The organism is Cupriavidus phytohabitans, from assembly GCF_000426345.1.
Lineage (GTDB): Bacteria > Pseudomonadota > Gammaproteobacteria > Burkholderiales > Burkholderiaceae > Cupriavidus.
The window spans coordinates 1-12,939 of record NZ_AUFE01000103.1 but is presented as its reverse complement, the minus strand read 5'-3'; the positions used below and the strand labels follow the sequence as shown (position 1 = coordinate 12,939).

General features: G+C 60.8%; 9 protein-coding genes and 1 pseudogene. 7 read left to right on the top strand and 3 right to left on the bottom strand.

The genetic code is table 11. From position 1 onward, the window contains the following. Positions 1-180, bottom strand: a pseudogene (locus tag K309_RS43415) (IS5/IS1182 family transposase); the annotation flags it as partial. Between the two features lie 595 nt (positions 181-775). On the opposite strand from K309_RS43415, the gene K309_RS0131785 reads away from it, so the two are divergent. Then, complete coding sequence (locus tag K309_RS0131785; protein ID WP_232232582.1) at positions 776-1,792, top strand: antitoxin Xre/MbcA/ParS toxin-binding domain-containing protein; 1,017 nt, start codon at positions 776-778, stop codon at positions 1,790-1,792. Positions 1,793-2,435: 643 nt separating this feature from the next. Here K309_RS0131785 and K309_RS0131780 read toward each other — a convergent pair. Further along, positions 2,436-3,437: a PDDEXK nuclease domain-containing protein gene (locus K309_RS0131780; protein ID WP_029050060.1), complete on the bottom strand. Its 1,002-nt coding sequence runs from the start codon at positions 3,435-3,437 to the stop codon at positions 2,436-2,438. A gap of 482 nt (positions 3,438-3,919) precedes the next feature. Here K309_RS0131780 and K309_RS0131775 point away from each other — a divergent pair, with 482 nt between their 5' ends. Beyond that, the gene (locus tag K309_RS0131775) at positions 3,920-4,468 is read left to right on the top strand and encodes a plasmid pRiA4b ORF-3 family protein (protein ID WP_051320728.1); all 549 of its coding nucleotides are present in this window, start codon (positions 3,920-3,922) and stop codon (positions 4,466-4,468) included. Between the two features lie 129 nt (positions 4,469-4,597). Here the strand turns inward: K309_RS0131775 and K309_RS0131770 are convergent, their stop codons facing one another. Beyond that, positions 4,598-5,209 (bottom strand): 3'-5' exonuclease, encoded by a 612-nt coding sequence (locus tag K309_RS0131770; protein WP_029050058.1) that lies wholly within the window; start codon positions 5,207-5,209, stop codon positions 4,598-4,600. A gap of 763 nt (positions 5,210-5,972) precedes the next feature. Here K309_RS0131770 and K309_RS0131765 point away from each other — a divergent pair. The 5 genes from K309_RS0131765 to K309_RS0131745 all read left to right on the top strand — a co-directional run bounded on the left by K309_RS0131765 (position 5,973) and on the right by K309_RS0131745 (position 12,705). After that, positions 5,973-6,890, top strand: coding sequence for a tyrosine-type recombinase/integrase (locus K309_RS0131765; protein WP_035878698.1), 918 nt, complete (start codon positions 5,973-5,975; stop codon positions 6,888-6,890). Positions 6,891-6,956: 66 nt separating this feature from the next. After that, positions 6,957-10,298, top strand: coding sequence for a DEAD/DEAH box helicase (locus tag K309_RS0131760; protein WP_029050056.1), 3,342 nt, complete (start codon positions 6,957-6,959; stop codon positions 10,296-10,298). Between the two features lie 300 nt (positions 10,299-10,598). Next, entirely contained in the window at positions 10,599-11,372 is a 774-nt protein-coding gene (locus K309_RS0131755) for a DUF6884 domain-containing protein (RefSeq protein ID WP_029050055.1), read from the top strand. After that, positions 11,369-11,701 carry a hypothetical protein gene (locus K309_RS0131750; protein WP_029050054.1) on the top strand — a complete coding sequence of 111 codons (333 nt, stop codon included), beginning with the start codon at positions 11,369-11,371 and terminating at the stop codon, positions 11,699-11,701. Before K309_RS0131755 ends, K309_RS0131750 begins: the two co-directional genes overlap by 4 nt. A gap of 80 nt (positions 11,702-11,781) precedes the next feature. Next, positions 11,782-12,705 (top strand): tyrosine-type recombinase/integrase, encoded by a 924-nt coding sequence (locus K309_RS0131745; RefSeq protein ID WP_029050053.1) that lies wholly within the window; start codon positions 11,782-11,784, stop codon positions 12,703-12,705. Positions 12,706-12,939 lie beyond the last annotated feature (234 nt).

Sequence of the window (12,939 nt, the reverse complement as noted above, 5' to 3'; positions counted from 1 at the left end):
TGTCGGACCAAACAAGTCCTCGCCGACCACAGTGCGTCCATCCTTCCCCTTGCGCGCAAGCACCGGCGCCAGGGCCGCCTCAATGTTGTTCCATGGCATCCGGGTCGCCAGCACTGCGAGCGGATGCCGTAGATCAATCATCCCGTCCAAGCGGCTGCGAAAGAAGTCCGGTGTGCTCATCAGCAAGGCCCTCAAATCTCCCAGGATTTAAATCAGATTCCTATTCGATCTGGGAGTTCTGCACGCAGCACAATTCTTCCGACGCCTTGCTGCGCCTTACCCTTCAACATTCTGCAGGCCGGACTTTTCAGCTTTAGCCCAGTACGCCGACCAGAAGTTATGTGTGAGGCGCCTGCGCCGAGCGCTTCTTCTGCCGAGACGCGACGGAATTAGCTGTTAATTAAGTCATTGATTCGTGGGGTATCGCAGTCCGCCGAATTCCGGTTCCTCACAGGGAGCTCATTACAGCACTGCCACAACCGCATCACCTGCATCACCTTCATAATCCGAGCATTACAGGCAAGCGCGGAACTGTAGAGGTCGCCGACAGTGGCAGCCCGTTGCGGTGGGATCCTCCGATCCGAGGCCCGCAACCTGTTTTTTCAGTCGCGACGGCGGCAGAGACCGCCCTTGCCCGGAGCTGGCGTAACTCGTCAAACGTTCAGCGGCCCTGAAGACCTGCCGGCAACATTGGCAACGGGACGTCATGCAGCAAGCCGTTGCAAAAAACGCAGCAGCGAGTTAGCATTTGCTTAACAACTAATCCGCGATGTCGGTGTGGCTTGACCACCTGGTGCGCGGGGGAAAAAGCCGGCGAAAGCCGGTTTTTTCGTTTCTGGAGTCGGGAATGGGAGGGCAAGGTGGCCGAACGCTCAGGACGCGAGTCTATGTCGACGGGTACAACTTCTACTATGGTTGCCTGAAAGGCAGTCGCTTCAAGTGGCTAAACCTGCACGCACTGTTTGAAAACCAAATTCTTCCTTCGATCCTTCATATGGGCCCGGGCCGATCGCCGGACCGGCATGAACTGCTCCCCGTCGCGGTGAAGTACTTTACCGCAACAATCGTGGAGACGGCCGCCAAGGGCCCGGATTCCGTGTCGTCGCAGGACGCCTACCATACCGCGCTCGAAAATTACTGTGCAGGCCGGCTTCAGATCATAAAAGGATACTTCTCCGTTTCCCAAGTCAGGGCGCCGAAGGTCGACCACGCTAACCCTAGCAAGTGGCCTCGGCACTGTGAGCGCGTAGAAATCTGGAAGTTCGAGGAGAAGCAGAGCGATGTCCAACTCGCACTGCATGCCTACCATGATGCTCTAACAGGCGACGTGGATCAGGTCGTAATTGCCTCGAATGACACGGACCTGGCACCGGCACTGCAAATGATCCGCGACAACACGAATGTCGTCGTGGGACTAGTGAATCCCACTTGCGACCATCGACGCCCGCCCAACACGAGTCTCGTTCAGCTCAGTCATTGGACACGTGAACACATTTCCGAGCGAGAACTTGCTGCCGCGCAGTTGCCGCGGGTGGTGCCGCGCAAACGTGGCGTGAGCCTCAAGCCGACGTCCTGGTACGCGCGGCCTGACTTGCTAACCCCCGCTTTGATTTTGGCCACTAAGGTGCGAGGCAGTAAAGGGGCGGCGTTCAAATGGCTCAGCACCCCGAATGAGCATCTGCGGGGGGCTGTCCCTTTGGACCTTTTAGAGTCGGACGAGGGTGCCGCTGCAGTAATAACTTATATGGAAGACTGGATCGCCAAGCACCCGAAAAGCGGCAATATGGAATAACACATGACCGCACCTTTGCTCAGACGTGACGTGGTCATCCCCGACACTGGCAGTAAAGTGGCCGCGCCATCGGCGTACCGCCCACTGGTCGGGCCGGTCCGAGAGATCCACGGCCGACGCTGTTTGGACTAGCTAATTCGACAACTTGTCCCACGGGTTCGTAGCCACGGGCGCTCCACCGACAGAAATACTAATAAACTCAGTTGGTTAGGAGAATCGCGCTTATTTGATGGTCATTTGATGCCAGGCTGCAAGAGCTTCTTACGTATCTTTCGCAGCGGATCGGTCAGCCAGCGATTAGGACGAAGCGAACGGCGAATGAAGTGCGTGAGGACAGCACTCGACGTGACGATCGCGGGGACGCCCCCGTCACCTTCTAGTTTTTCGCCGACTAATGAGAGCCCGAAACAAATTCTGAAAACAACGAGCATTCTGCTTTCAAGCATGAAAGCAATTTAACATAATTATTCTTATGCGTGATATGACGCATAGATCACTTTCGACTCTCACGCTGGTCGAAAGCGCCCAAAGCAAGTCGTCTATGTTTGCGGGCGAGGCTCTGCGTCAGATCTTCATTTCGCGTCGAGGACAGACCGATCCTCAGTCGGCGCTCACGTGATCTAGTCGTCCATGGCTATGCCATTCACCTAAGCGGCACATCCTGTTGGTAAAACTCATGCAACTTGGCCTGCAATAGGGCCTTGTCAGGCAACTGAGTTTGATATTCGGCGATCAACGCTGGTGATAGGCTGCGACTGAGGGCATATTCAACTACTTCGTCGTCCTTGCTCGCGCAGAGCAATACCCCGATAGTCGGCCTTTCATGTGACTTCTTCACATCCCGGTCCAGCGCCTCCAGGTAAAAGCTCAGCTTTCCCATATACTCCGGTTCGAAACGGCCGACCTTCAATTCAATCGCGACAAGGCAATTGAGCCCTCGGTGGAAAAAGAGCAAATCCAGCGCGAAGTCCCGCCCCCCGACCTGTAGCGGGAATTCGCTGCCCACAAAGCAGAAATCCCTCCCTAGCTCGACGAGAAAGTGCTTTAGTCGTCTCAACAAGCCTCGGTGCAGGTCTGCCTCGCCATGAGTTGTCGGTAGGTCGAGAAACTCGACCAGATAGGTGTCCTTGAAGACGCTTAAGGCTTCCGGGTGAGTTTGTGACACCAGCGGTGACACTTTTACCGGGTTCAGTACCGTGCGCTCGAACAAGGCGGCCTTGAACTGACGCTCCAGCTCCCGTTTGCTCCATTGCTCCTGGATCGCCAATCGGAGATAGAACTCCCGCTCCTCCTGGCGCTTGCTCTGGCTCAGGATGATCAGGTGGTGCGTCCAAGGCAGTTGACTCACCAATGTCGAAACGATCTCGTTGCCCTCATAGGCCTCGTAGAACTGCCGCATGCGGAACAGGTTCCGACGGGTAAAACCTTGCAAGCCGGGTTGCGTTACTGCGAGGTGCTCGGCAAGTTGCGATACCACCCCATCACCCCATTCCGCCGAGGCGAGCTTGCGGCTGATCTTCTGTCCAATCTGCCAGTAAAGGGCGATCAGCGTTGTGTTCACCGCTCGGACCGCCTGCTGCCGGGCAGCGGTAATCAGTTGAGTGATCTCGGAAAAGTCGTCTTGGGGCTGCAATGAAGTGCTCACGCCTTTATTGTCCCCGATTGCGGGACTCAAAATAATTAGACTCAGTGAGTCTATCAAACAAGGTAGCTCACCGTCCGTGGCTTCCGCTTGCAGCCTCCGCCGACGAGTTGCGAATCGCTCCGTGACGTTGCCCGGTGCCACGCCGTGGTGCTGAAGAATGGCTTGAGCCGGATGCGGGGTGGCCTGCGCGTCCGGTTCTCAGCGGGCGGAGGCAGTAATGCGCCGCTGCTAGCTAACCGATATCAGAGTGATAGCTTGACCGGCTCTCGCCATCCGTTGTGATGAGCTATGTTCGATTCGGCGATGTTCGGGGTTTTTTCGCTGAGCGCCCGCGGCCGCACAACATCGCAGAGTGGGGAGTTGTTTTGGGTCGGAAAGCTGTCAGGAGAATAAGGCCCGGCTGTTTGATCATGGATCTGCGAAATGGCTCGTGGCAGTCCGATACAATGTTTGCGATCTAAATCGTTTCCCGATTGCCGTCCATGCTGAAGCCTGCCGCCACCCTGCGCATTGAACTGCTGGACGTGACACCCCTCGTCTGGCGAAGGTTTGTGGTGCCCGCGCATGTGCAACTGCCCAAGCTGCACAAGATCATCCAGACGGTGATGGGCTGGGAAGACAGTCACCTCCATCTGTTTGTTTTCGGCGGCACGGAATACGGTGTGCTGGACGACGAGTTTCCGGACGACCACACTCGGTCCGAAAAGGGCGTGCGGCTGGATAAGGCGCTTGGCTCTGCCACCCAGTTCCAATATCGCTACGATTTTGGGGACAACTGGCGGCATCGTCTCGTGGTCGAGACGCTGGGTGCACCAGACCTTTGCTTCACCCTTCCGATTTGCTTGGCCGGTGAGAACGCCTGCCCACCAGAAGACGTGGGTAGCGTCGCCGGCTATGCTGAATTTCTGCATGCCTTGGCGGATCCAGAACATCGCCAGCACGGCGACTACCGAACCTGGGTCGGTGGGATTTTTGATCCCGCGGGATTCGACGTGAATGCAGTCAATGCCAGTTTGCGTGCCCTGCGATAAGAGATGCGTTTGATTGGGCGGACCCCATGCTCTGCTGACACAAAGAGCGGGACCACATCATCTCAAGGTCCCCGCTACGGCTTACCACCGGTCACCAGTGTGGGATTGCTTTAGACTCGGCCACGGCCGCTAACCCGTGCATAGCGAGCGCAGTAGGGTGGCGACGTTGGCACGGCTGGTCGCTTGCACACGGGTCATGAGGTCATGATCAATTTGTCCCAATCCGTAGGTCTCAGCGATATCGTGTCGAAGACGAGACCAGAGGCCACTGGTGACCTCAGCGTCGGCCATTGCTCGGTGCGCCCGACCGGCCATGGGCAAGTGCAGCATCTTCGCTAGTGTCGCTAGCTTGTGATTCTGTGCCTGCGGGTAAACGCGTCGCGCAACAAGCATCGTACAGGCGAACGACTGCGGTGCCGACATGCCGAGGTGAGCCAGCTCCGCCTGCCAAAACCTTCGGTCAAATCCCGCATTGTGGGCCACCACGGGATGGTTGCCCACGAACTTTGCTGCTTCACGCATCACCGTCGACGCGGCGGGCGCCGATGCGATCATCTCGTTGGTAATGCCAGTCAGGCGCACCACCTCAGCAGGGATCCGCCTACCCGCATTCATCAAGCTTTGATACCGGTCGACAACATTTCCGTCACGCATCAAGATGACGGCAATCTCCGTCGCTCGGTCACCCCGACTCGGCGACAGTCCTGTTGTTTCAAAATCAAGCACCGCAACGGTCTGCACGTGGCCTCTCTTGTCAATCAGCATCGGGCCGCTTTTGCCAAATGTTGGCGTGGTCAGCGCTACCAGGGAATGGCAGCAGTACGGCATCCGCATTAAAAGGCCTCATTCTCCCACGCTCTGGGTGCCCTGCCCCATTGGCCAGAAATTCGTGCCGGGCGGGATCCCGACTGGCGCGCTTCAGTTGGCGCGCGCTAGCCCCCGCCTAGCGCAGTGGCGCACCGCACCGCACCGCCCGGATCGTATTTTCACGACCGTGAAATTATTGTCCCTCGTTATGGCCCTCCCCATCGGGGGTCCGGCTCTCGGAGTTTTCAGCGTAGCGGCTCGGCTGAAAAGTCAAGGCGATGCGACTGCGCGACCGATTTCTATCAAACGCTTCACCAGGAAGCAAACGCCCTATTCCAGCCGTTTCATGGCCCCCCTGAGGCGCTGATCGCCCTGGCCCATGCCGGCTTTCGGGCCTGGGCCACGGCGGGCAATCTGAATTTGCGACAAAAAGCGCTATGCCCTGCTCCACGAGGTCCTGCGCTACTGCGCCGACCGGTGCTTACTCGCATGTTGCCTTTCGCAAGAGCGACTTCGTGACATCGGTGCGATGCTCGATGGCCGCTATCCCCATTGCGCCCTGACGCGGGCGCGCGTCTCAGTCCGCCGCGATCGCTATGGGCGGCCTCGCTTCTAGCCCGCTGTTCTGCGAGCCATACCGCCTCAACGAGGCGGCATAATGTTGTCGGATAGTCAAACCCAGTATATAACAATAGGCATGGCTCGAAAGGACATCCTCTGGCGCTCGAACCCCACCCTTGCCTACCGGGACTGGCAGGCCCGCGAGGCGGCCGGGGCCGACAGACGTCCCTTCTCCGCGCGTTCGATCGTGCAACACCAGGCGATGTTCGAGCACTTCCGTCGGCACCTGCTAGCCAGGGGTACGTCGGTCGCCAGCTTCGGCACCGACGACATCGAGGCTTTCTGGCAGACCCCTGATGCACGAACCTACTCGCAGGCCACCCGCATGCGGTACGCGAAGCTGCTGGATCGGCTGTGCCGGCATCTGGTCATTGCCGGTGTGCGCCAGGACAACCCCGCAGCGGGCCTGCTCGCATCGGTGCGCTGGCCAGAGGAAGAGCCCACGCCGCATTACCTCGACGCGAGTACTGACCAGCGGCTGCAGGCCTACCTCCAATATCCCGCCGAGAACCTGGCCAGCCTGCGCAGCCGTGCCATCGTGGCCACCTTTCTCGGGACAGGCATCACCGCAGCCGAGGCGCGCACGGCCCGCATGGGCGAGCTCTACCCCAACGCCTCGCCGCCCTATTTGTTCGTCCCGGCGCACGGCTCGAGAGACGCGCGCACCGTGCATCTTTCCGCCTTTGCGGTGCCGCTGCTGCGCGCCTGGTTGGCGCGCCGAAAGCAGCTGCCAATCGAGGGAGATCGACTTTTTTCCCTGCGCCCCAACGGGCAACCAATCACAGACATGAGCTTTGGCCGTATTGTGTCCGAGATCCTCGAAGCCATCGGCGCCACGGAGGTCGAGATGAGTCCCCGCACGCTGCGCAATACGTTCTGCCGCCGTCAGCTGCTGGCGGGCCGCCCGCGCGACGAAGTCAGCCACATGCTCGGTCTCGCCAGCAATCGGACCTGCGACCGTATTTTTGCCACCATCCTTCAGCCAGCGATCTAGCATGATGGAGGGGCAACACCCGCGTAGAATGCTCCCCGCGTTGTCAAATATTGAAGCCCTCGGCCGATGTCTGTCCCCTACCATCCCAGGCAAATCGCAGAATGGCTGGACTCCCACACGGTGTCCAAGGCTCGCTCCTGTGCGAGCGCCGTCTCGGAACTACGCTGGATCGACGGGGATACGTTAGCGGGTCTGGTGCAAGGAACACGTACGCGTCCGTACGACGTGCGTGCCTATTTCCACGACATCGACGAAGAGATGTGGGTGGAAGGGGAATGCACATGTCCAGTGGGCGTTGACTGCAAGCACGTTGCCGCGCTGCTGATCGCCGGCCTTGCGCTTCAGCCCAAGCCATCGGCCACTGGCGTGCGCGCCGAACTGGTAACCTGGCTCGAAGGCTTTCGCGCCCGACGCACGGCGGCCGCTCCCACCGCCAAGAAGAAGTCTGCCAAAGCCACGCATGCACTCGCTTACGTGATTGAGCAATCCTATCGCGGCGCCGAGGTCATTCTGTACAAGGCCCGCGTAGGCGCGGACGGGACGATTCGCTCGCTGGACGATCCGTGGCAGAACGTGGAGAAAGCGCTGATCGAGCCGCCGAAATTTGTCACCGAGGAGGATTTGCCGATCCTGCGCGGGCTGTGGCTGGGCCGCTCGCCTGGCGCCTATACCAGCGGCTTCAGATTAGAGGGCACAACCGGTGCCGCCACCCTGGAGAAGCTGATCGCGACCGGCCGCCTGTTTGCAGCTTCCGCCGGGATGACGATGGATTCGCCCTGTCTCGTGCACAGCGGGCCGGCACGCAGCGCACAGATTACGTGGCAAGCGCAGGCCGACTCACGTGTGCGGCCAGTCTTGCAGGCCGAGCCACCGGCCACCCTTTTGCTGACGACCACCCGGCCCTGCTGGTATGTGGATGCGCATTCTGGCGAATCCGGACCCCTCACTTTTCCATGGCCCGCGGAGCAGATTGCGGATTTCCTGTCGATGCCGGCCATCACGCTGGACGAAGCGGCACTCGTCGGCAATGTGCTCCGTGAAATCGCCCCGGACCTCCCTCCGCCACCAGCGTCCGACGCGTCGTCCATTGAGGTGATCGACACCGTACCGATCCCGGTATTGGCTCTGGATACCCGGCCGGTCTGGGGCTCCGGCTGGTCGCCGTCCGCCTCCCAGAGCGGATTGGACTTTGCAACGGTCAGTTTTGATTACGCGGGACACAGCCTTCCCGCCAATAGCAGCACCACCCTTGTTCGAACCGATGGTGGTGAGGTCATACAGATCCGACGATCGACCGATCACGAGCGCAACCGTCTGACAGAGTTGCAAAAGGCCGGTTTCCGAAAGATTGCGGCCCAGCGTGCTCAGGGCCCGAAAACGTTTCCGCCCGGCCTGCTGGGCCCCGAGGATGACGGCGGCTGGCCAGACCTCATGACGCGGGTGGTGCCCGCGCTCCGGGCCAGCGACTGGCGCGTCGTCATGACCGACGCGTTCCGGCACAACGTGATTGAGATCGAGGCCATTGACGGCAACCTGCGTCAGACCGGCGACGGCTGGTTTGACGTCGAGATGGGCATTACCGTCAATGGTCGCACGGTGCGCCTGGAGCCACTGCTGGCAGACCTCTTTCGTCGGGACTCGCGCTGGCTATCGGGCAAGGTCGAATCCATCGCTGACGACGAAGCGATCGAGCTGAAAACCGACCGCAACGAACGGCTGCGACTGCGTGCGGACCGGCTCAAGCCGGTCGTGCGCGTGCTGATCGACCTATTCGACTCGCTCGGCACCGGCATGCGCATTTTCAAGTGGGATGCGGCGCGGCTCCATGCCCTGGATCAGACCGGGCGCTGGCAGTTTCACGGCGACGCATCGATCCGGCAGCTCGCGCAGCGGCTGATGGCGGGTCCTGGCGTGACTGACGTGGCGGTGCCGCGTGGGCTGAAGGGCGACTTGCGTGCCTACCAGCGCCAGGGACTTGCCTGGATGCAGTTCCTGCGCGAGCACGGGCTATCCGGAGTGCTTGCCGACGATATGGGCCTCGGCAAAACCATCCAGGCACTTGCACACATCCTCACCGAAAAGGAACGTGGCAGGCTGGACCGGCCTGCCCTGATCGTCGTGCCGACCACGCTCATGCACAACTGGCGCGAGGAAGCGCAGCGCTTCACCCCGAAGCTGCGCATCCTGGATCTGCACGGACCCCAGCGTCACGAGCGCTTTGACCAGATCGGCGCGCACGACCTCATCCTGACCACCTACGCCTTGCTGTGGCGTGACGAGGAAGTCCTTGCCAAGCACGAGTATCATTTGCTGATTTTGGACGAGGCCCAGAACGTCAAGAACGCCGCCACCAAGTCCGCGGCAACCATCCGCAACCTGCGTGCACGCCACCGCCTGTGCCTGACAGGCACGCCGCTCGAAAACCATCTCGGCGAACTGTGGGCCCAGTTTGATTTTTTGCTGCCTGGTTTCCTCGGCACCCGACAGGACTTCACCCGACGCTGGCGCACGCCTATCGAAAAAGGCGACGATGCCGTTCGACGCGACTTGCTCGCACGGCGCATCCGCCCATTCATGCTGCGTCGACGCAAGGATGAGGTCGCTACCGAGTTGCCCCCGAAGACGATGATCGTGCGCACGGTGGCGCTGGAAGGCGCACAGCGTGACCTGTATGAGACGGTGCGTGCCGCCATGCAAGAAAAGGTTCGTGCGGCTGTCGCTGCAAAAGGCCTCGCGCGCAGCCACATCATCGTGCTGGAAGCGTTGCTCAAGCTGCGCCAGGTCTGCTGCGACCCGCGGCTCGTCAAGATTCACCAGGCTGCCCGGATCAAGGAATCCGCCAAGCTTGACCTGCTGCTCGACATGCTGACCGAGCTGATCGACGAAGGTCGTCGCATCCTGCTGTTCTCGCAGTTCACCAGCATGCTCGACCTCATTGCGACGGACTTGGAAAAGGCTGGGATTCCATTCGTGACGCTGACCGGGGATACCACCGATCGCGTCACGCCGATCAAGCATTTCACGCAAGGTGAGGTGCCGCTTTTCCTGATCAGCCTAAAAGCCGGCGGTGTCGGCCTGAACCTTACGGCGGCCGACACTGTCATTCACTACGATCCCTGGTGGAATCCCGCCGTCGAAAATCAGGCCACCGACCGCGCCCACCGTCTTGGCCAGGACAAACCCGTGTTCGTCTACAAACTGATCACCGCGGGCAGCGTCGAGGAGAAGATCGTCGCGATGCAGGAACACAAGGCAGCGCTTGCCGAGGCGATCCTGTCGGAAGCTGGTGCCGGCGCCGTCAAGTTCTCCGCCGAAGACATCGAGGCGCTGTTCGAACCGATCCCGGCTGCATCCGCCGTCGTCGCGTCAGCCGCGAAGCCACGGGCCCCTACCAAGACGGGAACTTAACATGGTCTTGCTGCGACGCGTTGTTGGCGGCGACCAGGGCTACTGCTTGAGCCCTTCGCCGTCTCCGATTGCGTTTTCTGACCGAGCCACCACCAACAACAAACAGCTGACGGCCGCGAAGAGCCCGTTCGACGTGTTTTCAGGCCGCTCCGCGTCACGGTGGCATAGCCCAGTTCGTTGTCACATCTGCGCAGTTGCGGCGGCGATTGTGACCAACCAACCCTCGGCAGTATCGGTGGCACAAGGTTGCCTTGACTTTGGTGGTGGGTCTGTAGAGTGAAAAGCATGCAATGCAACTCCATGCCCATGCTTTCGACCATGCAGCTTCCCCTGTTCCCCCACGCACCAACACCTCGCACTGATGCCGGCGAGCCGGCCCTGCTCCTGATGGCATGCTCGAGCACGAAGCTCGATCGGGATGCGCGCGCCATCGACCTATACCGGGGCGTCATGTACGCATCGTACCGGGCGCACGTGCGCAGCGATGCGGCGCCCCGCGTCTTGATCCTGTCTGCGCGTCACGGTTTCCTGCCGCCCGACACCGAGATTGCACCCTATGATGAGCGCATGACGCGGCAACGTGCCGACCAGATGATGTCCGACTTGCCGCGCTACCTGCAGCCCGCTGCCTGGCCAACCCGTGTCGGCTCGGTGATGCTCGCGGGCGGTGCCGAGTATCGGCGCGTCATGCGCGCTGCGCTATTCCGCCAGTACGGTCCCCAACTGCTTGCTTTGCAGGAAACCACTGGTGGCATCGGCATGCAGCGGTCGCAGCTCGGCGCTTTCCTCGACGGGTTGCAGCCGACGTTCCGTGACCAAATGGGCCGGCACGCTAACGGCACACTGCTCTATCGCGCGTATGGATGGATCGAGACCGGCGCCTTCGCCACCCTGCACTACCGGGCCGCTCCCGCTCTTCCCTCGCGCCAGGCTCGCGTGCTCTGCGTTTTCGAGGGGCCGAGCGGCCCCACCGCCGACGTTGAAGTGGAAGAATTCGTGCGCGGCCGCCCGAAAATCTGCCAACGTTGGGTCAGCGTCCGGGATCTCCACCCTTGCGCCGAGGTGCCGGCATGAGTGATCTTGACCGACAGCTGCATCGGGATGCGGTTGAGCTTTGCCAAACCGGGCCAGCAACACCTGACAAACTCGTGGCGCTGGCGCATGCAGGGCTTAAGGCGTGGGCGAAGGTCGGCAATCTGCAGTTCCCTCCCGAAAAGCGGTATTCACTACTTCAAGAAATCATGCGCTACTGCGCCTGGGAATGCCTGCTGGCGTGCTGCTTCACGCAGGCGGACCGCTTGGAGCGGATCGCGGACATGCTGGACGCCGCCTACCCTCGCTACGCCTGCACCCGCGCCAGACTCGCCGCGCGCCGCAACCGTTATGGACGACCGCGGTTCTGATCCCCTTATTTGCAAGCGGTATCCGCCGCGAAGCGGTGGCAGGTGTGCGAGATGGGCCAAATTCAGTATATAACAGGGCCATGACGCAAAAGGACTCCCTCTGGTTCAGCAACCCAACCCAGGCGTACCAGGACTGGCAGGCTCGCGAAGCGGCCTGCGCTGATCGCCGCCCCTTCTCGGCGCGCTCGATCATCCAGCATCAGGCGATGTTCGAGCATTTTCGTCGGCACCTGCTGGCACGAGGCACGACCATAGCCTCATTTGGCACGGCCGACGTCGACGCGTTCTGGCAACCCCCCAATGGCCGCACATACTCTCAGACGACCCGCATGCGGTATGTGAAGCTGCTGGATCGGCTGTGCCGACATCTGGTCTTCGCCGGCGTACGGCAGGACAACCCTGCCGCTACCCTCCTCACAGCTGAACGCTGGCCAGACGAGGAGCCAACGCCTCAGTTCCTGAGCAAAGCTGAGGATGGGCGGCTGCAGGCGTATCTCAAATTGCCTCCTGTCGATCTGGCCAGTTTGCGCAGCCAGGCGATCGTAGCGGCATTCCTTGGTACCGGCATCACCGCAGCGGAAGCGCGCGCGGCCGATTGTGCGGATCTGAGGCCGGACGCGACCCCACCCTACCTCGTCGTGCGTGCACATGGGCCCCGAGACGCCCGCACGATACACCGAGCTAGCTTCGCGGTACCGGCCCTACGGGCCTGGAGTACCCGGCGCGCGGCTCTCCCCATCGAGGGCGAATTGCTATTCACGCTCACCCCGGATGGTCGACCGATCACCGACATGAGCTTCGGCCGTATCGTGTCGGAGACCCTCAACGCGATCGGCGCCACTAACGTCGAAATGAGCCCGCGCACATTGCGCAATACGTTCTGCCGGCGCCACCTCCTGGCCGGCCACTCTCGCGATGAAGTAAGCCGAATGTTGGGACTGGCCAGCAATCGCACGTGCGACCGGATCTCCGCGACCCTGACACCTGCATACCAAGCGCTTTAAAAAAATGCAGAAGCCGAGCGCAAAGGCTAACGAAGCGGAAGATCATGGAAATCCCGATACCCGCTTGCATACGCGGCCGCTTTTGCTATGCTTCGCCCGTGCGCCACACTAAAGATCGATGTCGGGCGCGCCCTTTACTCATCAGACACGACTATGGCCACGAAAGCGAAACCTGTAGCAAAGACTGCAACGAAGACCGCAGCTAAGAAGGCTGCCCCGGCCAAGAAGGCCGCT

What these genes read in the sequence shown, in the direction of transcription:
- K309_RS0131755 (WP_029050055.1), top strand. Translation starts at nt 10,599, where the DNA reads ATGCCCATGCTTTCGACCATGCAGCTTCCCCTGTTCCCCCACGCACCA.
- K309_RS0131745 (WP_029050053.1), top strand. Translation starts at nt 11,782, where the DNA reads ATGACGCAAAAGGACTCCCTCTGGTTCAGCAACCCAACCCAGGCGTAC.
- K309_RS0131765 (WP_035878698.1), top strand. Translation starts at nt 5,973, where the DNA reads ATGGCTCGAAAGGACATCCTCTGGCGCTCGAACCCCACCCTTGCCTAC.
- K309_RS0131760 (WP_029050056.1), top strand. Translation starts at nt 6,957, where the DNA reads ATGTCTGTCCCCTACCATCCCAGGCAAATCGCAGAATGGCTGGACTCC.
- K309_RS0131750 (WP_029050054.1), top strand. Translation starts at nt 11,369, where the DNA reads ATGAGTGATCTTGACCGACAGCTGCATCGGGATGCGGTTGAGCTTTGC.
- K309_RS0131775 (WP_051320728.1), top strand. Translation starts at nt 3,920, where the DNA reads ATGCTGAAGCCTGCCGCCACCCTGCGCATTGAACTGCTGGACGTGACA.